This window comes from Pseudomonas veronii, from assembly GCF_002028325.1.
GTDB classification, from domain to species: Bacteria; Pseudomonadota; Gammaproteobacteria; order Pseudomonadales; family Pseudomonadaceae; genus Aquipseudomonas; species Aquipseudomonas veronii.
The window spans coordinates 4,000,760-4,025,267 of the sequence record NZ_CP018420.1 but is presented as its reverse complement, the minus strand read 5'-3'; the positions used below and the strand labels follow the sequence as shown (position 1 = coordinate 4,025,267).

The window sequence follows — 24,508 nt, the reverse complement described above, 5'->3', positions numbered from 1 at the left end:
CGCTTTGGTTCCGGTCAACCATTCAGAAATTACGTATCAGATTGCGTCACGTTAGAACTTATCTTTCCAAGCCCTCAAGCTAGCAAATACCTCGTCCCCAGAGCGGTTGTCGCGGCCGTTCCGTTCGTCCGCTTTTTGTTTAACGGATGTTTCAGCGGTACGCAGGAACGGGTTGGTGCGTTTTTCCAGGGCCAGGTTGGATGGCAGCGTGATCTCGCCACGGGCGCGCAGTCGGTTGACGTTTTCCACCCGTTCGGCGATATCGGCGTTGTCCGGTTCCACTGCCTGGGCAAACCTGAGATTGCTCTGTGTATATTCATGGGTGCAGTACACCCGCGTGTCGGCGGGCAGGGCGGCCAGGCGTTGCAGCGAGGCATGCATTTGCGCCGGCGTGCCTTCGAACAGGCGGCCGCAACCGGCGGCGAAGAGCGTGTCGCCGCAAAACAGCACGCCTGGGTGGTAAAAGGCGATATGGCCGAGGGTGTGGCCGGGGACGGCGTACACCGCGAAGTCCCAACCCAGCACGCTGATGCGCTGGTTGTCCTGCAGGGCAACGTCCCGCGCCGGGATCGTTTCGTGGGCCGGGCCGTAGACCGTGGCGCCGCTCACGCGTTTCAGCGCTTCGACGCCGCCCACATGATCATGGTGATGGTGGGTGACGAGGATGTCGCTGAGCGTCCACCCCGGGTTCTGCTTGAGCCAGGCCAGCACGGGGGCGGCATCGCCGGGGTCGACCACGGCGCAGCGGCGGGACTGGGGTTCCTGTAACAACCAGATGTAGTTATCGGTGAAGGCGGGCAGGGCACTGATCTGTATCATTCTTCGATTCGCCAAGCTGAACACATTGGTGCATCTTAGAACGTCTAGGCGAGTTGGAGAATGCAATGACTGATAAAGCGTTCGCCCAGGCCGATCCTGAATGGCTGGCCCTGATCAGCGCGGCCCGTGACTGGCTGTCCGGGCCGATCGGGCAATTTTTGCTGGATGAAGAACGGTGCATGCTCGAAGACGAGCTGGGCCGGTTCTTTGGCGGTTACCTGGTGCATTACGGCCCGTCGGCCCAGACGCCGCCGTCCGCGCCGCAGGTGCAACGCAATGTGCGCCTGGGCGCGCCGTTGCCGGGGGTGGAGATCGTCTGCGAAGAGCAGGCCTGGCCGTTGAGCGAGCACGCCGCCGATGTGGTGGTGCTGCAGCACGGCCTGGATTTCTGCCTGTCACCCCATGGTTTGTTGCGCGAAGCCGCCAGCAGCGTGCGTCCAGGTGGCCATTTGCTGATTGTCGGTATCAACCCCTGGAGCAGCTGGGGCCTGCGCCATGTGTTCGCCCATGACGGCCTGCGCCAGGCCCGTTGCATTTCGCCGTCGCGGGTGGGGGACTGGCTGAACCTGCTGGGCTTCGCGCTGGAGAAACGCCGCTTCGGGTGCTATCGTCCGCCGCTGGCGTCGACCAAGTGGCAGGCCCGTCTGGCCGGCTGGGAGCGTCGGGCGGGGGCTTGGCAACTGTCGGGTGGCGGCTTCTATTTACTGGTCGCACGCAAGATCGTGGTCGGGCTGCGGCCGGTGCGTCAGGTGCTACGCCAACCCATGGGCAAGCTGGTGCCGATGCCGATGGCCAAGGTCAACCGCAAGCAAAGCCAACCGTAGAACCCTCTTTTTGATTTCAGGCCGGATCAGTCGGCCTCGGGATACTGCCGGCCTAAGCCCGGCAACCCGTTTTGATGGATGTAACCGATGACCGATAGCGTTGAACTCTTCACCGATGGCGCCTGTAAAGGCAACCCTGGCCCCGGCGGCTGGGGCGCCTTGCTGGTGTGCAAGGGCGTGGAGAAGGAACTGTGGGGCGGCGAAGCCAACACCACCAACAACCGCATGGAGCTGATGGGCGCCATTCGCGGCCTCGAAGAGCTCAAGCGGCGTTGCGACGTGCTGCTGGTGACCGACTCGCAATATGTGATGAAGGGTATCAACGAGTGGATGGTCAACTGGAAGAAGCGCGGCTGGAAGACGGCGGCCAAAGAGCCGGTCAAGAACGCCGACCTGTGGCAACTGCTCGATGAGCAATGCAACCGCCACAACATCACCTGGAAATGGGTGCGCGGGCACATCGGCCACCATGGCAACGAGCGTGCCGACCAGTTGGCCAACCGTGGCGTCGACGAAGTGCGGGGCTACAAGCAGGGCTGATGCCGGCTGACGTGTTAAGATTGCGCCCCTTGAAATACACCACACCGTTGAGAGCTGAACCCTGATGGCCATCCGATCTGTTGTACTCGATACCGAAACCACCGGCATGCCGGTGACCGATGGTCACCGGATCATTGAAATCGGCTGTGTCGAACTCATGGGCCGTCGCCTCACCGGTCGTCACTTCCACGTCTACCTGCAACCGGACCGCGAAAGTGACGAGGGCGCGATCGGCGTCCACGGTATCACCGACGAATTCCTCAAAGGCAAACCGCGCTTCGCGGAAGTCGCCGACGAGTTCTTCGAGTTCATCAACGGCGCGCAGTTGATCATCCATAACGCGGCGTTCGACGTCGGCTTCATCAATAACGAATTTGCCCTGATGGGGCAAACGGATCGCGCGGATATTTCCCGGCACTGCTCGATCCTCGACACCTTGATGATGGCCCGTGAGCGTCACCCGGGCCAGCGCAACAGCCTGGATGCCTTGTGCAAACGCTATGGCGTCGACAACTCCGGCCGTGAGCTGCACGGCGCGTTGCTCGACTCCGAGATCCTGGCCGACGTTTACCTGACCATGACCGGCGGGCAGACCAGCCTGTCCCTGGCCGGCAATGCTTCTGACGGTGCCGGTTCGGCGGAAGGTTCGGGCAATCGCCCTTCGGAAATCCGTCGCCTGCCGGCGGATCGCAAACCGACGCCGATCATCCGCGCCAGCGCGCAGGACCTCGCCGAGCATGCGGCGCGGCTCGAAGCGATTGCCAAGTCGGCGGGCGCGCCGGCGTTGTGGACCCAACTGACCCAGCAATAATCTGGCTGAGCGCAATCCAGCAATGTGGGAGGGAGCTTGCTCCCGATAGCGGTGGATCTGTGGCATCAATGTCGACTGGCCCGCCACTATCGGGAGCAAGCTCCCTCCCACATTGGTAAGTCGCTGCTTTCAAAATCTTCATTCGCTACATCCGCTCACAGCTTCTACCCTGAGTGCATCATCCTCAGGACTCAAAGCCCCCATGTACAAAGACCTGAAGTTCCCCATCCTTATCGTGCATCGCGACATCAAGGCCGACACCGTTGCCGGCGACCGGGTTCGGGGTATCGCTCAAGAGTTGGAACAAGAGGGCTTCAGTATCTTTTCTGCGGTGGACTACGCCGAAGGCCGGCTGGTGGCCTCGACCCACCATGGCCTGGCCTGCATGCTGATCGCCGCCGAAGGTGCTGGGGAAAACACCCATCTGCTGCAAAACATGGTCGAACTGATCCGCCTGGCGCGACTGAGGGCGCCCAACCTGCCGATTTTCGCCCTGGGTGAACAAGTCACCCTGGAAAACGCCCCGGCTGATGCGATGAGCGAACTCAACCAACTGCGCGGCATTCTTTACCTGTTCGAAGACACCGTGCCGTTTCTCGCCAGGCAAGTCGCCCGAGCCGCGCGCACGTACCTCGATGGCCTGCTGCCGCCCTTCTTCAAAGCCCTGGTGCAACACACCGCCGACTCCAATTATTCCTGGCACACCCCCGGTCACGGTGGCGGCGTGGCCTATCGCAAAAGCCCGGTGGGGCAGGCGTTTCATCAGTTCTTCGGGGAAAACACGCTGCGCTCCGACCTGTCCGTGTCTGTGCCGGAGCTGGGCTCGCTGCTTGATCACACCGGGCCGCTGGCCGAAGCCGAAGCGCGTGCTGCGCGGAATTTCGGTGCCGATCACACCTTCTTTGTGATCAATGGCACCTCGACCGCCAACAAGATCGTCTGGCACTCGATGGTTGCTCGAGATGATCTGGTGCTGGTCGACCGCAACTGCCACAAATCGGTGTTGCACTCGATCATCATGACCGGCGCGATCCCGCTGTACTTGTGCCCGGAGCGCAACGAACTGGGCATTATCGGCCCGATTCCCCTCAGTGAATTCAGCCCCGCGTCGATCCGCGCCAAGATCGAGGCCAGCCCATTGACCCGCGGGCGGCCGGCGAAAGTGAAGCTGGCGGTGGTCACCAACTCCACCTACGACGGCCTGTGCTACAACGCCGAGCTGATCAAGCAGCAATTGGGCAACAGTGTCGAGGTGCTGCACTTCGACGAGGCCTGGTACGCCTACGCGGCGTTCCACGAGTTCTTTGCCGGGCGCTATGGCATGGGCACGTCGCGCACGCCGGACAGCCCGCTGGTGTTCACCACGCATTCCACGCACAAGTTGCTGGCGGCGTTCAGCCAGGCCTCGATGATCCATGTGCAGGACGGCGGCGCGCGGCAGTTGGACCGCGATCGGTTCAACGAAGCGTTCATGATGCATATCTCCACCTCGCCGCAATACAGCATCATCGCCTCGCTGGACGTGGCGTCGGCGATGATGGAAGGCCCGGCGGGGCGCTCGCTGCTGCAGGAAATGTTCGACGAAGCCTTGAGCTTCCGCCGTGCCCTGGCCAACCTGCGCCAGCACATCGCCGCCGAAGACTGGTGGTTTTCCATCTGGCAGCCGCCGTCCGTGGCCGGCATCGACCGGGTCGCCACGGCGGATTGGCTGTTGCAGCCCGAGGATGACTGGCATGGCTTTGGCGACGTGGCCGAAGATTACGTGCTGCTGGACCCCATCAAAGTCACGTTGGTGATGCCCGGGCTCACTGCCGGCGGCGCGTTGAGCGACTGCGGGATTCCCGCTGCGGTGGTCAGCAAATTCCTCTGGGAGCGTGGTCTGGTGGTGGAGAAGACCGGCCTGTATTCGTTCCTCGTGCTGTTTTCCATGGGCATCACCAAGGGCAAATGGAGTACCTTGCTCACCGAATTGCTGGAATTCAAACGCAACTACGACGCCAATGTCAGCCTTGCCAGTTGCCTGCCTTCGGTATTTGCCCAGGGCCCAGTGCGTTATCAAGGCCTGGGGCTGCGCGACCTGTGCGACCAATTACATAGCTGTTACCGTAGCAACGCCACCGCCAAACACCTCAAGCGGATGTACACCGTGTTGCCCGACATCGCGATGAAACCGGCCGACGCCTATGACCAATTGGTCAGGGGCGACGTCGAGGCGGTGTCCATCGACGCCTTGGCTGGGCGCATCGCCGCGGTGATGCTGGTGCCTTATCCGCCGGGCATTCCGTTGATCATGCCGGGTGAGCGCTTTACCGAGTCAACGCGTTCGATCATCGACTATCTGGCCTTTGCCCGCACGTTCGATAGCAGTTTCCCCGGCTTTGTCGCGGATGTTCATGGGTTGCAACACGAAGACGACGGCAGTGGTCGTTGTTACACCGTCGATTGCATCAAGGGATAAGGATGTTTATGCAAGCTGTAATGAACCCGAAGTATCCAGGGCTCAGTGTGCGGGTCGCCGACGAGGGCTTCGACGCCTACGTGTGGGGCAATGATTTCAGTTTTGAGGTCAGCGCCTATGGCGTGCCGGAGCTGGGCAAGCGGGTCGAACAGTGGCTCGTGGAGCGCATCCTGCCGTACCGCAAGTGCTACGGCATCGACCCGGAGGAGTTCGCCAGCTTTCGCGACGCGCCCGACAGCGCGGTCTTCATGGCCTTTCTGGACGACAGACCGGTCGGGCATGTCGTGGTCAGTACCAATTGGAATGGCTTCGCGCACGTCGATGAGCTGGCCGTGGCGTTGCCCGCGCGCCGTCACGGCGTGGCCAAGGCGCTGCTGGACGTGGCGCAGTTCTGGAGTCGCAAGAAAAACCTGCCGGGCATGATGTTGGAGACCCAGAACAACAACCTCGGCGCCTGCCGCCTGTATGAGCGTTGTGGGTATGTGGTGGGCGGGATCGACCACCTGCGCTATCGCGGGATCGACCCGCAAACCCGTGAGGTGGCGATTTTCTGGTATCGCTTGTTCAAGACGGAAGTCGAGGCGGTCTGACGCGTTCAGCTCGCGAGCAGGCCTTCGGCTTTCTGCGTGACAATCTCCAGCAGTGCATTCAGTGCCGGTGAGGTCACGCCCTCCCGGAGGGTCAGCGCATACAGGCTGACCATGATCGGCGGCGATACCGGGCACGCGTCCAGCCCGGCCTCCCGGGCGCCGAACGCGGTGAACGGATCGACGATCGCCAGGCCTTCGCCGGCCTCCACCATGCTGCGCATCATCTGGTAAGTCTGCACCCGCGTCTGCACCACCGGCAGCGGGCGCAGGGCTTGCAGTTTGGCGTCGAGCAGGCGACTGAGCGGGTCCTGGCCCTCCAGCCCGATCATCGACTGCCCGGCCAGGTCCTGCAGGGCGATGTACTTCTGCTTGGGTTTGAGCCAGCCATGGGGCGCGAGCAGTTGCAGTTTGCCCTGGGCCAATACGCTGCTTTGGATTTGCGGATGTTCTGGGTCATGCAGGCTCAGGCCCACGTCGGCCTCGTGCAGCAATAGGCTCCTGACGATCTCGCGGGTCGGCTGGCTCGACAGGTTGCACGGCGTGTCCTGGAAGCGTCGGCGCAGCACGGCGATGCTTTGCGGCAGCAGTTGATTGGCCAGGGGCGGCGTACACAGGGCACGCAGGGTTGGCGCGTGATGGTGCTTCAGGCGGCTGGCCAAGCGTTGTACCGGCTCCAGCGCTTCATACACATGGGCGATTTGCGCCTGTAACTCCAGGGTTTCCCGTGTTGGCTGCAGGCGTCCGCGCACGCTGGCGAACAACATAAAGCCCAATTGCTGCTCGGCGTCCTTGAGCGTCGCGTCCACATCGCCCACAGAAAGCTGCAACCATTCGGCGGCCGTGCCGAGGTGTCCGGTCTGCAAGATGGCCTGAATCACTTCGATATGACGTAAACGCATGGCCGGAGTCTAGGGTCAGCAGGGCCGGGATTCAATGGCCTGGAAAAAAACAGCGGGAGCGTTGATTCGCATCGACTTACGTTAGCCTTGCGCAACTGCAACAAGCAGGGCATATAACGAGCGTATCAACCGAGCGACAAGGGAGCTCAGAATGTCTGCACCAGTCATAGTCGGCAACCGGCGCACCCACGGCGGCTTTACGCGGTGGGCGGTGCTGGTGGTACTCGTCGTCATCGGCGTGTTGGCCCTGGCATTGTGGCCGCGGCTGTTTGGCGAGATGACCCTGACGGAAATCGCTACGGCCAAGGCCCAGGTCGCCGAGCTGGGCAAGGCCGTCGAGCACTTCCATCAAGACACTGGCCGCTATCCGACCGATGAGGAAGGCCTGGAGGGGTTGATCAAGCCGCCTGCCGCCGACGCGAATTGGAAAGGCCCCTATGTCAACGAGGAGCTGCTGACCGATCCGTGGGGTGTTGCTTATCAGTATCACTTTCCGCCGAGCCAACCCCAGGTTCCGTTCGACCTGTTCTCCTTCGGCAAGGATCGGACGTTGGGCGGTGTCGGGGATAACAAGGATATTACCTACGGCGACAACTGATTCATCTGGCATTACCCATCGACCTGTTTAGAATGGTTCGTCTGATCATCAACGACCAATGCCGGTTACCCGGTACTTACAACAAAAACAGGTCTGGTCTCAAATGCCGATGCCCGCGAACTTCTTCGGGGTAACGGCCAGGCAACTGCTGGTCCTGGTGACCGTGGGAGGCGTGGCCGCTTATCTCTTGAGCAATCCCGACGACACTACGTCCGAAAACCTCGCACTCGATGCGTTCATCCGTTCCCAGGAACAGGTGGGCGCGCAGGTGGGTGCGGTGTTGGGCATCACGCTGGTCAGGCAGGTGGTGGCGTATCCCGCGTATGGTACGCCGGGCTACAAGCGCTTGATGTATGACGTCGAGGGCGAGAAGGGGCGACTGATGGTCACGCTCAAACAGGTTGAGGGAGACCCGGGGATTGAAGTGACGGAGGTTCGCCGCCCGTGATCGCCCGGCCCAGTCAATGCCGTCAATGGCCAGGACTGAGCAGGTACGCTCGGGGGCTCAAGCTTATTGCGCGCGGACGGTTTCCGATTCGCGGACGATAATGGTCCCGGACTGAATCAATTTGAATTCATCGCCTTCCAGTTTTTCTACACGGTCGCCAATGGCCAGCTTGTAGGTTGTGGTGGGCGGCGAGCCAGCCAGGCCGTCTAGCGGCGGGGTGGATTCCTGGAACTCATGCACCGAATACACGCGTCCTTCTGCGTCTCTGGCATGGAACTGTCCGACAAGTACTGCTGCCATCTGTTTAGAACCTCTGGAGATAAACACTCGATTTGCGGTTCTGTAGACCGTCATGGAGCGGGGTAGTTTACCTATGGAAAAAAAATACTATTCGTTGATGTTTTCAGACGCTTCCTACGCGGGTGGTCGCGAGGCAGACGCCGGGGGAATTATCAAAACCTTCTGGTGAACGCGTCGCGAAGGCTCTATAACTACAAGCTCCTTTAGTCAGACGTCGGGAAACCTCAATGAGCAAGGTCTACACGATTGCCGTCCTGGTGGGCAGCTTGAGAAAAGAGTCGATCAACCGCAAGGTCGCCCTGGCGTTGGCCGAACTGGCCCCCGCCAACCTCACATTGAACATTGTCGAAATTGGCGATTTGCCGCTCTACAACGAGGACATCGACGGGGCATCACCGCCCGCAGCCTACAGTACTTTCCGTCAACAAGTGCGTTCATCCGACGCAGTGCTGTTCGTGACCCCCGAATACAACCGCTCCGTGCCCGCCCCGCTGAAGAATGCCATCGATGTGGGCTCGCGCCCTTACGGGCAAAGCGCCTGGAGCGGCAAGCCGGGGGCGATTATCAGTGTGTCGCCGGGGGCTGTCGGCGGCTTTGGCGCCAACCACCATCTGCGCCAGTCCCTGGTGTTCCTCGACGTGCCGTGCATGCAGCAGCCGGAAGCCTACCTGGGCGGCGCGGGCAGTGTGTTCGACGAGGCGGGCAAGCTGTCGGAGAAAACCAAGCCGTTCCTGCAGGCGTTTATCGATGCCTACGGCAAGTGGGTAGAAAAACAGAACGGCTGATCGCCGATGTGGAAACGGGCTGGCTCGCGATGGCGATGTATCAGTTGAAGATGCGTGCACTGAAGCCGCGCAATCGCGAGCAAGCCCGTCAGCCTGTGTTCACATCAGCGTAACCAGTTGGTGCGCGCCAGCTCGATCACTTCATCCCCGCGCCCGCTCATCACTGCCTTGAGCATGTACAGGCTGAAACCCTTGGCCTGTTCCAGCTTGATACTGGGTGGCATCACCAATTCCTGGGTCGCCGTCACCACGTCCACCAGCACCGGGCCGTCATGGGCCAGGGCGCGGCGCAGGGCCGGTTCGAGGTCTTCGGATTGCTCCACGCGAATGCCCAGGATGCCCATGGCGTTGGACATGGCGGCGAAGTCCGGGTTTTTCAGCTCGGTGCCGGCCTCAAGGTAGCCGGCGGCTTTCATTTCCATGGCGACAAAACCGAGTGATGCGTTATCGAACACGATGACCTTCACCGGCAGTTTCAGCTGCGCCAGCGAAATGAAATCCCCCATCAACATGGTAAAACCGCCGTCGCCGGACATTGAGATCACCTGTCGCCCGGGGAAAGCCGCCTGGGCACCGATGGCCTGGGGCATGGCGTTGGCCATCGAGCCGTGGTTGAACGAGCCGATCAGGCGCCGTTTGCCGTTCATTTTCAGGTAGCGCGCCGCCCACACGGTGGGCGAGCCGACGTCGGCGGTGAAGATCGCATCGTCGTCGGCCAGTTCGCTGAGCAGGCGCGCCACGTATTGCGGGTGAATCGGCCGGTTGGCCTTCGACGCTTGCGCCAGGTCATCGAGGCCCTGGCGGGCTTTCTCGTAGTGTTTCAAGGACGTTTCGAGGAAGCTGCGGTCGGCCTTGCGGGTCAGGCGCGGCAGCAGTGCATCGATGGTCTCGCTCACGTCAGCGGCGATGCCCAGGTCCAGGGTGGCGCGCCGACCCAGTGCCTGGGGGTTGCGATCGATCTGGATGATCTTCGCGTCGGTGGGGTAGAACTGGCGGTACGGAAAATCGGTGCCGAGCATGATCAGCGTGTCGCAATTGAGCATGGCGTGGTAACCGGAGCTGAAACCGATCAGGCCGGTCATGCCCACGTCGAACGGGTTGTCCCATTCCACGTGCTCTTTGCCGCGCAAGGCGTGTACCACCGGCGCGCCCAAGGCATCGGCCAGGGCCACCACTTGGGCATGGGCGCCAGCGCATCCGCTGCCGCACAGCAAGGTGACTTTCTGGCTGCTGTCGAGGATTTCGCTGAGGCGTTGCAGGTCCTGTTCCGCCGGCAGGGTGCGCGGCGCATGCAGGGTCGGCCAGGGTTTGAGCGTGTCTTCCACTTCCAGCAGCGACACATCCCCGGGGATCACCACCACCGCCACGCCGCGATTGAGGATTGCCGCGCGCATGGCGCGATGCAGCACTTGGGGCATCTGCTCGGGGTTGGTCACCAGTTCGATGAAGTGGCTGCACTCTTTGAACAGTTCCTGGGGGTGGGTTTCCTGAAAGTAGTTCAAGCCGATTTCGGAAGACGGGATTTGTGCGGCGATGGCCAACACCGGTACATGGTTGCGATGGCAGTCGAACAGGCCGTTGATCAAATGCAGATTGCCCGGCCCGCAACTGCCGGCGCACACCGCCAACTCGCCGGTGGCGGCGGCTTCGGCACCGGCGGCGAACGCGGCGACCTCTTCGTGGCGCACATGCATCCACTCGATGCTGTCCATGGTGCGCAGTGCGTCGGTGAGGCCATTGAGGCTGTCGCCGGTCAGGCCCCAGATGCGCTTGATGCCCGCCTGTTCAAGGGTGGTTGCCAATTGCTGGGCCAGGTTGATTTTCGCCATGAAGAACTCCAATCGTCAGTGAGGTTAAAAGTGGCTGATCAATAGAGGACAGTTCGATCACGGCGAATGCTCCGTGCTTAATGTGAAGATTGCGTCATGGTTGCGCGGTATTGGCGAGTGCGCCGGGCGATAAACCATTGATCGCGGACCAGTGCCATGCACGGCGCAACCTTGGGATTGGGGCGATGGCCGCGGCTCAGGCAACGCATCTGGTGACGCACCACGGCGAGGGCGGCGAGGGGCTTGCGCTTCCAACTGATCGATGTGAGTTGCGGGTTGGGGTCGCGACCTTCGCGCCAGTGTTTGATCAGTTGCGGTTCCAGGGTCAGGGCGGTGGCGATACCGGCCATGGCGATGCCGCTGTCGAGGACTTGCTGCACCACCGGCAAGCGGCGAATGCCACCGGTGACCATCACCGGCATGTTTGCGAGGGTCGCCAGTTCGCGGGCCATTTCCAGGAAATACGCTTCGCGGGCCAGGGTCCGCCCGTCCCGGGCTTCGCCCTGCATGGCCGGTGCTTCGTAGCTGCCGCCGGACAGCTCCAGCAGGTCGATGGGCAGGGCATTGAGCAGCTCAATCACGGCACGCGCGTCGTCCGCGTCGAAGCCGCCGCGCTGGAAGTCTGCCGAGTTGAGTTTCACCCCCACGCAAAACGAGGGGCTGACACTGGCGCGAACGGCCTTGATCACTTCCATCAGCAAGCGTGCGCGGTTCTGCAGCGAGCCGCCCCAGTGATCGGTGCGCCGGTTGCTCAAGGGCGAGAGAAACTGGCTGAGCAAGTAGCCATGCGCTGCGTGGATCTGCACGCCTGTAAACCCGGCTTTCTCGGCCAGGCGCGCGCTGGTGGCAAAGCGCGTGATCACGTTCTGGATCTCGTCTTCGGACATAGCTCTGGGCTTGGCGAACATCTTCGAAAAAATACCCAGGTCGAGGGCCACGGCGGACGGCGCCAAGGCTTGCTGGCGCAGGTTGGCCGGCGTCTGGCGCCCCGGATGATTGAGCTGCACCCAGAAGTGCCCGCCGTTGTTGCGTCCGAGGGCGGCCCATTCGCGAAAGCTGTCCAGTGACCGCTCGTCCTCCAGCGCAACGCCGCCGGGGCCGGTCATGGCGCGGCGGTCGATCATCACGTTACCGGTCAGCAGCAAGCCGGGCTCGCCATCCGCCCAGGCCTGGTACAACTGCTTCAATTCACGGGACGGCGCTTGTTGGGCGTCGGCCATGTTCTCCTCCATCGCAGCCTTGGCGATACGGTTGACAAGGACTTGGCCGTTGGGCAGTTGCAAGGGTTCGAAAGGTGACATGGTTGACTCCTGAAGGGGGGAGGCCTCAGGCTAAGCTTAAAGTTAACTTTAATGTCAAGCGGGCATGGCGATGAATATTGGTGAACTGGCGAAACAGAGCGGGCTGGCGGCGTCGCGTATTCGGTTTTATGAGGCCGAAGGGTTGATCAGCCAAGTGGGCAGGCAGGCCAACGGCTATCGGCGTTATGCCCCTGAGGCCCTGCAAACCCTGCAACTGATCCAGAGCGCCCAACAGGCCGGGTTTACCTTGCAGGAACTCAAGGCGCTGATGCCGGCGCCGGGCGAGCACAAGCGCGAGGCGCTGATTGAGGCGTTGGAGCGTAAGGTGCAGCAGATCGAAGGGATGCAGGCGCAATTGGCACACAGCAAGGCGCAGTTGCTGGGCGTGATCGCGGCGGTGCGCGCGCAGCCGGAGGGGGTGCCGTGTTCCATGGAGCAGAAGCAGGTGCTGGCGTCGATCAAAATCGATGTATAAAAAAGCCCTGGCATGCCAGGGCTTTTCACGATGCTAACGCTTAACGGCGACGGAACAGCGGCAGCGGCTCGTCCGTTGCAGCCTGGTACGTCACGGAAAAGTCCTTGAGGCTTTCCAGCGCTTCATACGGGTCTTTGTCGGGGCGCAAGGCGAAGGCATCGAACCCGCAGCGGTGCAGGTAGAACAGTTGGTCGCGCAGCACGTCGCCAATCGCGCGCAATTCGCCTTTGTAACCGTAGCGGTCACGCAGCAGGCGCGCATTGGAGTAGTTGCGCCCGTCGGTGAAGGCCGGGAAGTTCAGGGCGATGACCTGGAAGTGAGCCACGTCGTCACCGATCTCTTCGGCTTCTTCATCGGCGTCCAGCCACACGCCCAGGCCGCCGTCACGGGCCTTGAGCGCATGACCGTGCTCGCGCCACAGCGCCAGCGGCACGATCAGGTCGTCGCAGTTGGAGATGCCGTCGAAGGTCGCGTCCTTGGGCAGCAGGTGCCAGGTTTCGTCGACGACTTCGTTGTTCTTAATGATTCGCTGCATAGACGCGCTCCTTGAACAGGTCAATGCCGATGCGCTGGTAGGTGTCGATGAAACGCTCATCTTCGGTGCGCTGCTCGATGTACACATCGATCAGTTTGCCGATCACCTCGGGCATGGCTTCCTGGGCGAAGGATGGGCCGAGGATCTTGCCCAGGCTCGCATCGCGGCTGGCGCTGCCACCCAGGGACACTTGGTAGAATTCTTCGCCTTTCTTGTCCACGCCCAGGATGCCGATGTGGCCGACGTGGTGGTGACCACAGGCGTTCATGCAACCGGAAATGTTCAGGTCCAGCTCGCCGATGTCGAACAGGTAGTCCAGGTCGTCGAAACGGCGCTGGATCGATTCGGCAATCGGGATCGACTTGGCGTTGGCCAGGGAGCAGAAGTCGCCGCCCGGGCAGCAGATGATGTCGGTCAGCAGGCCGATGTTCGGCGTGGCGAAACCCCCTTCGCGCAGTTCGCCCCACAGGGTGAACAGTTGGCTCTGCTCAACGTCCGCGAGAATGATGTTCTGCTCGTGGGAGGTGCGCAGTTGACCGAAGCTGTAGCGCTCGGCCAGGTCGGCCACGGCGTCCAGCTGCTTGTCGGTGATATCGCCGGGGGCGACGCCGGTAGGCTTGAGCGACAGGGTCACGGCGACATAGCCCGGCTTTTTGTGCGCCAGGGTGTTGCGCACACGCCAGCGGGCGAAGCCTGGGTGCTGCTGGTCGAGCGCGGCGAGTTCGGCGTCCTGATTGCCCAGGGCTTTGTACTCGGGGTCGACGAAGTGTTTGGCCACGCGGTGGACTTCGGCGTCGGTCAGGGTGGTCTGGCCGCCGCGCAGGTGTTCCATCTCGGCGTCGACTTTCTGCGCGAACACCTCAGGGGTCAGCGCCTTGACCAGGATCTTGATCCGCGCCTTGTATTTGTTGTCGCGACGGCCATAGCGGTTGTAGACCCGCAGGATCGCGTCGAGGTAGCTCAGCAGGTCCTGCCACGGCAGGAACTCGTTGATAAACGCGCCAACCACCGGGGTACGCCCCAGGCCGCCGCCTACCAGTACACGGAAGCCCAACTCGCCGGCGGCGTTGTAGACCGGCTCCAGGCCGATGTCGTGTACTTCGATCGCCGCACGGTCCGATGTCGAGCCATTGATGGCGATCTTGAATTTGCGCGGCAGGTAAGCGAATTCTGGGTGGAACGTGGTCCATTGGCGGACGATTTCACACCAGGGGCGCGGGTCGATCAGTTCGTCGGCGGCAACCCCGGCGAATTGGTCGGTGGTCACGTTGCGCAGGCAGTTACCGCTGGTCTGAATGGCATGCATCTGCACGGTGGCCAGCTCAGCCAGGATGTCCGGCACGTCTTCCAGCGCCGGCCAGTTGAACTGCACGTTCTGGCGGGTACTGATGTGGGCGTAGCCCTTGTCGAAGTCGCGGGCAATCTTGGCCATCATGCGCGTCTGGCGCGAAGTCAGTTGGCCATAGGGCACGGCCACCCGCAGCATCGGCGCAAAGCGCTGAACATAAAGGCCATTTTGCAGGCGCAGAGGGCGGAACTCTTCTTCGCTCAGTTCACCTGCTAGGTAGCGTCGGGTCTGATCACGGAACTGCTTGACGCGGTCCTCGATGATGCGCTGATCGTATTCGTCGTATACGTACATATAGGTCCTGTTCTCGGCAAATCTGCGCGCACGGCCGCGCACTCCCAACGGAGCCGGGGCACGATACCAGTTTGCGTTTATGCGCAAAAGTGATGTTTGAATATATGCAAAGAACCAAATCGACTAATGGGAACGATTGTCGGTATACACGCATTTGTCATGCGGGCAATCATCGACTTTACTGTGGGCGAGTCTGAATGCAATCACCTATAAAACCGACAAGAGGCGATGCGATGAGCCATCCGACAAAAGCCCGTAAACCCGACAGTACCGTGGATGCCTGGGCCATTCTATTTCTGATCATTCTCGTGGTAGGGACGGCGGTGTTCTGGGTCGGCCACCAGTAAACAGCGTTGACTGAGCCTCGAATGACTGTCCGATTGCCAGTATCATGGCGGTCAATGTTCAAGGCTTGAATAACCATGGTGAAGGTTCTGTTTACGTGTGTGTGGTTGCTGGGGCCAGCATTTTGTGGCGTGGCCCAGGCAGCGTCGGTGGTGTTTCTCAACCCGGGCATGTCGACGGAAACCTTTTGGGTCAGTTACGCGCAATTCATGCAGGCCGCGGCCAAGGACCTCGGCCTGGATTTGCGCGTGCGCTATGGCGAGCGCGATCTTCACACCACATTGGTCCAGGCCCGGGAGGAACTGCAAGGCCGCGAGCGGCCGGATTATCTGGTGCTGGTCAATGAGCAGTATGTCGCCCCGCAGATTCTGCGCATGGCCCAGGGCAGTGGGGTCAAATTGCTGGTGGTGAACAGCGCGCTGACCGCCGACCAGGTGCAGTTGTTGGGCGCCCGCACGGGCATCGATCTGATCGGCAGCCTGGTCGCCGACGACGAAGAGGCCGGCTACCTGATGCTCAAGGACATGTTGCGCCAGCACGGCCGTGTTGCGCCCGGCGAATCCCTCGACCTGCTGGCGTTTTCCGGCATCAAGACCACTCCCGTTGCCCTGTTGCGAGAGCAGGGCATGCGCCGGGCGCTGGCCGAACACCCCGAGGTGCGCCTGCGTCAGTTGGTTTATGGCGAGTGGAGCCGCGAGCGCGCCTTCGAGCAAGCGACGCAGCTGTTCAAGCGTTACCCGCACACGGCGCTGGTGTGGTCGGCCAACGATCAGATGGCGCTGGGTGCCATGCAGGCGTTTCGGGACAGCGGGCGCGTGCCTGGCAAGGACGCGCTGTTCAGTGCGGTCAACAGTTCGCCGGAGATCTTGCAGGCGCGTCTGAACGGGCAGTTGTCGTCCCTGGTCGCCGGGCATTTCACCGTGGGCGGGTGGGCGATGGTGCTGATCAATGATGATGCCAAGGGCGTGGACATCGTCGCTCACGGCGGGCGCGACCGCCAGGAGGCGCTATTCCAACTGATCGATTCCGCCCAGGCGCGGCGCTTGCTGGGGCCCATGCCGACGGTAAATTTCCGCGCACTGTCCGCCCTGGGCAAGCCTGCGTCCTATGGTTACCCCTTCAGCATGCGTCTGTTGCTGCACTAGACCCCGGCCAGCAGCAACACCAGCTTGACGATGCCGAACAGCGTCAAGGCAAACACCACTGTGAACAGAATGCCCAGGACCACAAAGTGGCTGGGCTTGCCATGGGTAAAGTCGCGGGCGCGGTTCTTGCCGCTCTGCACGCCAAAGGCGGCGGCGACGACGCTGTGCAGCATCTGCCACAGGGTAGGTGGTTTGTTGTTGGCTGGATCGTCCATACGTGCCTCGACACAAGATGTGTGAGGCAAGCATAGACAATCTGCGCGTGCTTAGTTGTCGTAACCCAGGTTCGGTGCCAACCAGCGCTCGGTCACGGCCAGGTCCTGGCCTTTGCGTGCGGTGTAGCTCGCCACCTGGTCTTTGTCGACCTTGCCCACGGCGAAGTACTGCGCCTGCGGGTGGGCGAAGTACCAGCCGCTGACCGCAGCCGCGGGGAACATCGCGTAGTGCTCGGTAAGGAACACGCCGCTGCGGCCGGCATGCATCTCGCGGGCCTCGGGGTCCAGCAGTTGGAACAGGGTGCCTTTCTCGGTGTGGTCGGGGCACGCCGGGTAGCCGGGGGCAGGGCGGATGCCGCTGTACTGTTCCTTGATCAGCGCATCATTGTCCAGTTGCTCGTCCTTGGCATAACCCCAGTAGTCTTTGCGCACCTGTTGGTGCAGCCATTCGGCGCAGGCTTCGGCCAGGCGGTCGGCCAGGGCCTTGACCATGATCGAGTTGTAGTCGTCGCCCGCGTCCTGGTAAGCCTTGGCCACTTCCTCGGCGCCGATGCCCGCGGTGGTGATAAACCCTCCCACGTAGTCGGTGATGCCGCTGTCTTTGGGCGCGACGAAGTCGGCCAGGGAGAAGTTCGGCTTGCCGTCGGTCTTGATGATCTGCTGGCGCAGGTGGTGCAAGGTTGCCAGGGGCTGGCCGTCGTCGCCGTAGACTTCCAGGTCATCATCGTTCACCTGGTTGGCCGGCCAGAAGCCAAACACCGCGCGAGCGCTGATCAGCTTCTCGTCGATCAGCTTGGCGAGCATTTCCTGGGCGTCGGCATACAGCGCCGTGGCGGCTTCACCCACCACTTCATCGGTGAGGATGCGCGGGAACTTGCCGGCCAGGTCCCAGGAGATGAAGAACGGAGTCCAGTCGATGTATTCGGCGAGCACCTTGAGGTCGATGTTGTCCAGCACCTTGGCGCCGGTAAAGGTCGGCGTGACCGGCGTGTAAGTGCTCCAGTCGAACTGCGGTTTCTTGGCGATCGCCGCCGGGTAGCTCAGGCGTTCGGTGCGTGCGCTGCGGTTCGAGGTGCGCTCGCGCACTTCGATGTATTCCAGGCGGGTCTTCTCGACGAAACCGGCCTTCAATTCCTTGGACAGCAACTGCGTGGCCACGCCCACCGCGCGCGAGGCGTCGGTCACGTAGATCACTGCATCATTGCTGTACTTGGGTTCGATCTTCACCGCCGTGTGCGCCTTGGAGGTGGTGGCGCCACCGATCATCAGCGGCAGGTGGAAGTCCTGGCGCTGCATTTCGCGGGCGACGTGGACCATCTCATCGAGGGACGGGGTGATCAGGCCGGACAGCCCGATGATGTCGCACTTCTGTTCCTTGGCCACCTGCAGGATCTTCTCCGCCGGCACCATCACGCCCAGATCGACGATGTCATAGCCGTTGCACCCCAGCACCACGCCGACGATGTTCTTGCCGATGTCATGCACGTCGCCTTTCACCGTGGCCATGAGGATCTTGCCCTTGGCTTCCGGCTTGTCGCCTTTTTCCAGTTCGATGAACGGGATCAGATGGGCCACGGCCTGTTTCATCACCCGCGCCGACTTGACCACCTGCGGCAGGAACATTTTGCCCGCGCCAAACAGGTCGCCGACGATGTTCATGCCGGACATCAGCGGGCCTTCGATCACTTCGATCGGGCGCGCGAACGACTGCCGGGACTCTTCGGTGTCTTCGACGATGTGCGTGGTGATGCCCTTGACCAGCGCGTGTTCCAGGCGCTTGTTGACCGGCCAGCCGCGCCATTCCTCGGTTTCGGCTTCCTTGACGCTGCCGTCGCCCTTGTACTTGTCGGCGATGGCGAGCAGGGCATCGGTGCCGTCCGGGGTGCGGTTGAGCACCACGTCTTCCACCGCGTCGCGCAGTTCGGCGGGGATCTGGTCGTAGATCTCCAGCTGGCCGGCGTTGACGATGCCCATGGTCAGGCCGTTGCGGATCGCGTACAGCAGGAACACCGAGTGGATCGCCTCGCGCACCGGGTTGTTGCCGCGGAACGAGAACGACACGTTGGACACGCCGCCGGACGTCAGCGCATACGGCAGCTCGTCGCGGATGTAGGCGCAGGCGTTGATGAAGTCGACGGCGTAGTTGTTGTGCTCTTCGATACCGGTGGCGACCGCGAAGATGTTCGGGTCGAAAATGATGTCTTCCGGCGGGAAGCCGACTTCATTGACCAGGATGTCGTAGGAGCGTTTGCAGATCTCTTTCTTGCGCGCTTCGGTGTCGGCCTGGCCGGCTTCGTCGAAGGCCATCACCACCACGGCGGCGCCGTAGCGTTTGCACAGCTTGGCGTGATGGATGAACTGCTCGACGCCTTCCTTCATGCTGATGGAGTTGACGATGCCCTTGCCCTGGATGCACTTGAGGCCGGCTTCGATCACTTCCCACTTGGAGGAGTCGATCATGATCGGCACGCGGGAGATGTCCGGCTCGCCGGCAATCAGATTGAGGAAGGTCACCATGGCCTTCTTCGAATCGAGCATGCCTTCGTCCATGTTGATGTCGATCACCTGGGCGCCGGCTTCCACCTGCTGCAGGGCGACTTCGAGGGCTTCGGTGTAGTTGTCTTCGCGGATCAGCCGGGCGAAACGGGCGGAGCCGGTGATGTTGGTACGTTCGCCGACGTTGACGAACAACGACTGGCGATCAATGGTGAACGGCTCCAGGCCCGACAGGCGGCAGGCCTTGGGGATGTCCGGGATCTGGCGCGGCGCGTAACCGGCCACGGCCTTGGCGATGGCTTCGATATGCCCCGGCGTGGTGCCGCAGCAGCCGCCGACGATGTTCAGGAAGCCGCTCTGGGCGAATTCTTCGATGACTTTGGCGGTTTGCGCCGGCAATTCGTCGTATTCGCCGAATTCGTTGGGCAGGCCGGCGTTAGGGTGCGCGGACACATAAGTGTTGGCCTTGTTCGACAGCTCTTCGAGGTACGGACGCAACTCGCTGGCGCCCAGGGCGCAGTTGAGGCCCACGGAAATCGGCTTGGCGTGGCTGACCGAGTTCCAGAACGCTTCGGTGGTCTGGCCCGACAGGGTACGGCCGGAGGCGTCGGTGATGGTGCCGGAGATCATGATCGGCAATTCGAAGCCCAGCTCTTCGAATACACCCTGCACGGCAAAGATCGCGGCCTTGGCGTTGAGGGTGTCGAAAATGGTTTCGATGAGGATCAGGTCTGCGCCGCCTTCGATCAGGCCCTTGGTGGCCTCGGTGTAGTTCTCCACCAGTTCATCGAAGGTCACGTTGCGGTAGCCGGGGTTGTTCACATCCGGCGACAGCGAGCAGGTACGGCTGGTCGGGCCGAGCACGCCGGCGACGAAGCGTGGCTTGTCCGGCGTCTCCAGGGTCTTGGCGTCGGCCACCTTGCGCGCGACGCGGGCACCTTCTACGTTCAACTCGTAGGCGAGCGACTCCATGCCGTAATCGGCCTGGGACACTTGGGTGGCGTTGAAGGTGTTGGTTTCGAGGATGTCGGCGCCGGCATCCAGGTACGCCTTCTCGATGGAGGCGATGACGTCCGGACGGCTGAGCAGCAACAGGTCGTTGTTACCCTTGACGTCGCTCGGCCAGTCGGCAAACCGTTTGCCGCGGTAGTCCTGTTCTTCCAGCTTATAGCTCTGGATCATCGTGCCCATGCCGCCGTCGAGGATCAGGATGCGTTCCTTGAGGGCTTGGTGAAGGGCTTGCAGACGAGCGCTACGATCGGACATGGGACTACTCTGTTCAGGCATTACGGAGGGCGTGGATCATAGCAAACCTGTGTGGATTTGGAGCATGTGCAGGTTTTGCATGAATATCGTTCATGTTGGTGCGCGTGTTAGATCGGTAGAATCCGCGGGATTTTCAATTTTGGCTTCATATCGGGACCAGGCTCATGCCGTATCGCATCATCATCAGCTTCGTTCTGTTGCTGATTGGCAGCACTACACAGGCCCAAGATCCCGCTCCGGCGCTTTCCTACACCCGTGATATCCAACCGATCTTCACTGAGAAGTGCGTGGCGTGCCATGCCTGCTACGACTCGGCCTGCCAGTTGAACCTGGGCAGTGGCGAGGGCGCGGCGCGGGGGGCGACCAAGGTGCTGGTCTACGATGGTGATCGCAGTCAGGCGACCAAGCCGACGCGTCTGTTCTACGACGCGTTCGGCAAGGCTGCCTGGCGGCACGAAGGCTTCACTTCCGTGCTCGACGCCCAAGGCAGCCAGGCTGCGTTGATGGCGCGCATGCTCGAACTGGGCCACAGCCGCGCGCCGTTGCAGCCCAACGGCAAGCTGCCGGAGGACATCGTGCTGGGCCTGAACCGCGAGAACATGTGCCCGCTGCCAGAGGAGTTCGACACTTACGCCGACGTGCACCCCAATGAAGGCATGCCGCTGGCCGTGACCGGCTTGAGCGACCAGCAGTACCAGACCCTGCGACGCTGGCTGGCCTCCGGTGCGCCGATTGACCAGCAAGGCGTGGCGCCAAGTGCCCAGGAAGCCGCACAGGTGCTGCAGTGGGAAAACCTGCTCAACGCCCCCGGCGCCCGCGAAAGCCTGGTCGCCCGCTGGCTGTTTGAACACCTGTTTATCGCACATCTGTATTTTGAAGGCGGTGAGCCGGGGCATTTCTTCCAGTGGGTCCGCTCGCGCACCCCCAGCGGGCAGCCGATCGACCTGATCAATACCCGTCGCCCCAACGACGATCCCGGTACCCGGATCTACTACCGGCTGTGGCCGATACAAGGGGTGATCGTCCATAAGACCCACATCACGTACCCGCTCAGCGCGGCGAAAATGGAACGGGTCAAAGCCTTGTTCTACAGCGGCGACTGGCAGGTCAGCGCCTTGCCGGGCTACGGTCCGGGCCGTCGTGCCAACCCGTTCGAGACGTTCGAGGCGATTCCGGCCCAGGCGCGCTACCAGTTCATGCTCGATAACGCCGAGTACTTTGTCCGCACCTTCATCCGCGGCCCGGTGTGCCGCGGGCAGATCGCCACGGACGTGATCCGCGACAACTTCTGGGCGCTGTTCCAGGCCCCCGAACACGACCTGTACATCACCGATCCGCTCTATCGCGGCCGAGCCACGCCGTTGCTGGCAATGCCCGGGCAGAACGACGACGTGGGCAGCGTGCTCAGCCTGTGGCTCAAGTACCGTGACAAGCGCAACGAGTACGAAGCGCTGCGTCGCTACCGCTATGGCGAGTTGCCGGCGCCCGGTTGGTCGACGCTGTGGGCCGGCAACGACAATGCGTTGTTGAGCATCTTCCGTCACTTCGACAGCGCGTCGGTCAATAAAGGCCTGATCGGTGAAGTCCCGCAGACGATGTGGTTGTTCGATTATCCGTTGCTGGAGCGCACCTACTACCAATTGGTGGTCAACTTCGACGTGTTCGGCAACGTCTCCCATCAGGCCCAGACCCGCTTGTACTTCGACCTGATCCGCAATGGCGCTGAACAGAACTTCCTGCGCCTGATGCCGGCCAATTCGCGGGACGATTTCCTCGACGATTGGTATCAGAACGGCGGCAAGGTCAAGTTGTGGATGGACTATGAGTCGATCGACGACGATAAACCCACCGGCCTGAAACTGAATGAAAAAGACCCGAAACGCGATTTCGTCAACCAGTTGCTGGCCCGTTATGGCGACCTCAATGCCAGCCCGGACCCGATCAATCGCTGTGTCGGCGCCTACTGCTCGCGGCCGGGCCTCGAACCGGTGCTGCGCGATGCCGAGCAGGCCCTGAGTCGCCTGACGTCACGCCCGGCGGCGGGGCTCAAGGTCATCGACCAATTGCCGGAAGCGACCATGCTGCGCATCGAAACCCGCACCGGTCATCGTGAGGTCTACAGCCTGCTGCGCAACCGTGCCCACAGTAATGTCGCGTTCATGCTGGGTGAGGCTTCTCGCTATCAACCGGGCCTGGACACGTTGACGGTCTACCCCGGCGTGCTGAGCAGTTATCCGAACTTCATGTTCAATATCCCGGCCGAGCAAGTGCCGGCGTTCGTCGCGGCCATGGAAAGTGCCCGCGACGCCCAGCACTTCGAGAAGATCGTCGATCGTTGGGGTGTGCGCCGCAGCCATCCGCAGTTCTGGGAGTACTTCCACGATCTGTCGACCTACATCCGCGAAACCACACCGTTGGAAGAGGGTGTGCTGGATATGAACCGCTATGAAAACCTCTGACGGTGATGGCGAGGCTTTTCCGACAAAATTACTGGGGCTTTGTATCTGCGTAATATTTTGGCGTAAACTGCCAGCAAGCCTGTGAGGAGTTTCCATGACTGCCATAACCATTACCGACGCCGCCCACGATTACCTGGCTGACCTGCTGTCCAAGCAGAACACCCCGGGTATCGGCATCCGCGTCTTTATCACCCAGCCTGGCACCCAGTACGCCGAGACGTGCATCGCCTACTGCAAGCCGGGCGAAGAGAAGCCGGAAGACACCGCGCTGGGGCTGAAAAGCTTCACCGCGTATATCGATGCCTTCAGCGAAGCGTTCCTCGACGACGCGGTGGTCGACTACGCCACTGACCGCATGGGCGGCCAATTGACCATCAAGGCGCCGAACGCCAAGGTGCCGAACGTCAATGCCGACAGCCCGGTCAACGAGCGCATCAATTACTACCTGCAAACCGAGATCAACCCTGGGCTGGCCAGCCACGGTGGGCAGGTCAGCTTGATCGACGTGGTGGATGACGGTATCGCCGTATTGAAGTTCGGCGGCGGCTGCCAGGGCTGCGGCCAGGCGGATGTGACCCTGCGTGAAGGCATCGAGCGTACCTTGCTGGAGCGCATTCCGGAGCTCAAGGGCGTCCGCGATGTGACTGACCATACGCAGAAAGAAAACGCCTACTACTGAGTCAGGTGTTCGCTGCGAGCAAAAAAACGGCGCCCCGTGAGCGCCGTTTTTTTATGCTTAAAATTCAGCCGCTTACGCGACCTACCTAACGCTGAACATTAAGTGTGGGAGGGAGCTTGCTCCCGATAGCGGTGTATCTGTCGATTGATAAGTCGACTGACCCGCCGCTATCGGGAGCAAGCTCCCTCCCACATTTTATTTTGTATTTGTTTAGTTAAATCAGTGTTTTATGTTTGTTTTTTGATGTTTTTGATTAGGGGCGGTACAGGTGTGCATGCCCGGCCCGATACAGCGACGACGCGCTGAAACTGTCACTGGCCAGCACCCGACCCACCACAATCAGCGCCGTGCGCCTGAAGCCCTTGGTCGCGACTTTTTCGGCAATGTCCGCCAAGGTGCCGACAGCCCAATCCTGATCCGGCCAGGTCGCGCGGTGTACCACGGCAATCGGGCAATCCGCGCCATAGTGCGGCAGCAGTTCGGCGACGATCTTCTCCAGGTGATTGACCCCCAGATGAATCGCCATGGTCGTGCCGTGGCGGGCCAGGCTGTCGAAGTCTTCACCGGCGGGCATGCGGGTTTTATCGGCGTAGCGGGTGAGAATCACGCTCTGGGCGATGTCCGGCAGGGTCAGTTCAGTCTCCAGCAGCGCCGCGCAGGCGGCCACGGCGGTGACGCCGGGAATGATCTGGAACGCAATGCCCAACTCGCGCAACAGGCGGATCTGTTCGCCAATTGCGCCGTACAGGCTTGGATCGCCGGAGTGGACTCGCGCCACATCCTGGCCCTTGGCATCGGCGGCCTTGATCAGCTCGATGATCTGTTCCAGGTGCAGTTCGGCGCTGTTGACCACCTGTTCGGCCTGATGCCCCTCCAGTACCGCCGCCGGCACCAGCGACCCTGCATAGATGATCACCGGGCAACTGCGGATCAGCCGCTGGCCTTTGACGGTGATCAATTCCGGGTCGCCGGGGCCGGCGCCGATGAAGTAGACGGTCATGGAGAAATCCTGTGAAAAAACGCGCGAGCATGAGGAACGCTCATGATCG

22 protein-coding genes are annotated in these 24,508 nt (G+C 61.7%); 12 read left to right on the top strand and 10 right to left on the bottom strand.

Annotated elements, in window-relative coordinates; genetic code table 11:
* Positions 1-51: 51 nt before the first annotated feature.
* Positions 52-819: a hydroxyacylglutathione hydrolase gene (gloB, locus tag PverR02_RS18190; RefSeq protein ID WP_057005425.1), complete on the bottom strand. Its 768-nt coding sequence runs from the start codon at positions 817-819 to the stop codon at positions 52-54.
* Between the two features lie 65 nt (positions 820-884).
* On the opposite strand from gloB, the gene PverR02_RS18185 reads away from it, so the two are divergent.
* The 5 genes from PverR02_RS18185 to PverR02_RS18165 all read left to right on the top strand — a co-directional run bounded on the left by PverR02_RS18185 (position 885) and on the right by PverR02_RS18165 (position 6,042).
* The gene (locus PverR02_RS18185) at positions 885-1,643 is read left to right on the top strand and encodes a class I SAM-dependent methyltransferase (protein WP_079444085.1); all 759 of its coding nucleotides are present in this window, start codon (positions 885-887) and stop codon (positions 1,641-1,643) included.
* A gap of 87 nt (positions 1,644-1,730) precedes the next feature.
* A complete protein-coding gene (rnhA, locus tag PverR02_RS18180) occupies positions 1,731-2,183 on the top strand; it encodes a ribonuclease HI (RefSeq protein WP_017846619.1) in 453 nt (150 codons plus the stop codon).
* A 70-nt stretch (positions 2,184-2,253) separates the two neighbouring features.
* Entirely contained in the window at positions 2,254-2,994 is a 741-nt protein-coding gene (gene dnaQ, locus PverR02_RS18175) for a DNA polymerase III subunit epsilon (protein ID WP_164887049.1), read from the top strand.
* Between the two features lie 202 nt (positions 2,995-3,196).
* Positions 3,197-5,452, top strand: a complete 2,256-nt coding sequence (locus tag PverR02_RS18170) for an Orn/Lys/Arg family decarboxylase (protein WP_046383130.1) — start codon at positions 3,197-3,199, stop codon at positions 5,450-5,452.
* Positions 5,453-5,472: 20 nt separating this feature from the next.
* Positions 5,473-6,042 carry a GNAT family N-acetyltransferase gene (locus PverR02_RS18165; RefSeq protein WP_046383131.1) on the top strand — a complete coding sequence of 190 codons (570 nt, stop codon included), beginning with the start codon at positions 5,473-5,475 and terminating at the stop codon, positions 6,040-6,042.
* A 5-nt stretch (positions 6,043-6,047) separates the two neighbouring features.
* On the opposite strand, the gene PverR02_RS18160 is transcribed toward PverR02_RS18165, so the two are convergent.
* The gene (locus PverR02_RS18160) at positions 6,048-6,941 is read right to left on the bottom strand and encodes a LysR substrate-binding domain-containing protein (protein ID WP_017846615.1); all 894 of its coding nucleotides are present in this window, start codon (positions 6,939-6,941) and stop codon (positions 6,048-6,050) included.
* Positions 6,942-7,092: 151 nt separating this feature from the next.
* Here PverR02_RS18160 and gspG point away from each other — a divergent pair, with 151 nt between their 5' ends.
* Together gspG and PverR02_RS18150 are read left to right on the top strand one after the other, a co-directional pair.
* On the top strand, positions 7,093-7,539 hold the full coding sequence (gene gspG, locus PverR02_RS18155; protein ID WP_057005423.1) for a type II secretion system major pseudopilin GspG: 447 nt from the start codon (positions 7,093-7,095) through the stop codon (positions 7,537-7,539).
* 103 nt (positions 7,540-7,642) lie between these two features.
* Positions 7,643-7,987 carry a hypothetical protein gene (locus PverR02_RS18150; protein WP_017846613.1) on the top strand — a complete coding sequence of 115 codons (345 nt, stop codon included), beginning with the start codon at positions 7,643-7,645 and terminating at the stop codon, positions 7,985-7,987.
* 63 nt (positions 7,988-8,050) lie between these two features.
* Here the strand turns inward: PverR02_RS18150 and PverR02_RS18145 are convergent, their stop codons facing one another.
* On the bottom strand, positions 8,051-8,287 hold the full coding sequence (locus PverR02_RS18145; RefSeq protein WP_079444084.1) for a hypothetical protein: 237 nt from the start codon (positions 8,285-8,287) through the stop codon (positions 8,051-8,053).
* A gap of 227 nt (positions 8,288-8,514) precedes the next feature.
* On the opposite strand from PverR02_RS18145, the gene PverR02_RS18140 reads away from it, so the two are divergent.
* Positions 8,515-9,072, top strand: coding sequence for an NADPH-dependent FMN reductase (locus PverR02_RS18140; protein ID WP_079444083.1), 558 nt, complete (start codon positions 8,515-8,517; stop codon positions 9,070-9,072).
* A 104-nt stretch (positions 9,073-9,176) separates the two neighbouring features.
* On the opposite strand, the gene poxB is transcribed toward PverR02_RS18140, so the two are convergent.
* A complete protein-coding gene (gene poxB / locus PverR02_RS18135; protein ID WP_079444082.1) occupies positions 9,177-10,901 on the bottom strand; it encodes a ubiquinone-dependent pyruvate dehydrogenase in 1,725 nt (574 codons plus the stop codon).
* 77 nt (positions 10,902-10,978) lie between these two features.
* The gene (locus tag PverR02_RS18130; protein ID WP_079444081.1) at positions 10,979-12,202 is read right to left on the bottom strand and encodes an NADH:flavin oxidoreductase/NADH oxidase family protein; all 1,224 of its coding nucleotides are present in this window, start codon (positions 12,200-12,202) and stop codon (positions 10,979-10,981) included.
* A 70-nt stretch (positions 12,203-12,272) separates the two neighbouring features.
* On the opposite strand from PverR02_RS18130, the gene PverR02_RS18125 reads away from it, so the two are divergent.
* Positions 12,273-12,677 carry a MerR family transcriptional regulator gene (locus PverR02_RS18125; RefSeq protein ID WP_057005451.1) on the top strand — a complete coding sequence of 135 codons (405 nt, stop codon included), beginning with the start codon at positions 12,273-12,275 and terminating at the stop codon, positions 12,675-12,677.
* Positions 12,678-12,717: 40 nt separating this feature from the next.
* Here PverR02_RS18125 and PverR02_RS18120 read toward each other — a convergent pair whose 3' ends face one another.
* Entirely contained in the window at positions 12,718-13,212 is a 495-nt protein-coding gene (locus PverR02_RS18120; RefSeq protein WP_017846607.1) for a DUF934 domain-containing protein, read from the bottom strand.
* Positions 13,196-14,854: a nitrite/sulfite reductase gene (locus PverR02_RS18115; protein WP_046383137.1), complete on the bottom strand. Its 1,659-nt coding sequence runs from the start codon at positions 14,852-14,854 to the stop codon at positions 13,196-13,198. Before PverR02_RS18115 ends, PverR02_RS18120 begins: the two co-directional genes overlap by 17 nt.
* A gap of 422 nt (positions 14,855-15,276) precedes the next feature.
* Here PverR02_RS18115 and PverR02_RS18110 point away from each other — a divergent pair, with 422 nt between their 5' ends.
* On the top strand, positions 15,277-16,344 hold the full coding sequence (locus tag PverR02_RS18110) for an ABC transporter substrate-binding protein (protein ID WP_079444080.1): 1,068 nt from the start codon (positions 15,277-15,279) through the stop codon (positions 16,342-16,344).
* Here PverR02_RS18110 and PverR02_RS18105 read toward each other — a convergent pair.
* A complete protein-coding gene (locus PverR02_RS18105) occupies positions 16,341-16,559 on the bottom strand; it encodes a DUF2970 domain-containing protein (protein WP_017846603.1) in 219 nt (72 codons plus the stop codon). The genes PverR02_RS18110 and PverR02_RS18105 overlap by 4 nt on opposite strands.
* 51 nt (positions 16,560-16,610) lie before the next feature.
* Positions 16,611-20,321, bottom strand: coding sequence for a methionine synthase (gene metH, locus PverR02_RS18100; RefSeq protein WP_017846602.1), 3,711 nt, complete (start codon positions 20,319-20,321; stop codon positions 16,611-16,613).
* Between the two features lie 164 nt (positions 20,322-20,485).
* Between metH and PverR02_RS18095 the strand changes: the two genes are divergently transcribed.
* Positions 20,486-22,780, top strand: a complete 2,295-nt coding sequence (locus PverR02_RS18095) for a fatty acid cis/trans isomerase (RefSeq protein ID WP_079444079.1) — start codon at positions 20,486-20,488, stop codon at positions 22,778-22,780.
* Positions 22,781-22,874: 94 nt separating this feature from the next.
* Positions 22,875-23,459, top strand: a complete 585-nt coding sequence (gene nfuA, locus PverR02_RS18090; protein WP_003190728.1) for a Fe-S biogenesis protein NfuA — start codon at positions 22,875-22,877, stop codon at positions 23,457-23,459.
* Positions 23,460-23,712: 253 nt separating this feature from the next.
* Here the strand turns inward: nfuA and cobM are convergent, their stop codons facing one another.
* A complete protein-coding gene (cobM, locus tag PverR02_RS18085) occupies positions 23,713-24,459 on the bottom strand; it encodes a precorrin-4 C(11)-methyltransferase (RefSeq protein WP_079444078.1) in 747 nt (248 codons plus the stop codon).
* Between the last annotated feature and the right edge of the window lie 49 nt (positions 24,460-24,508).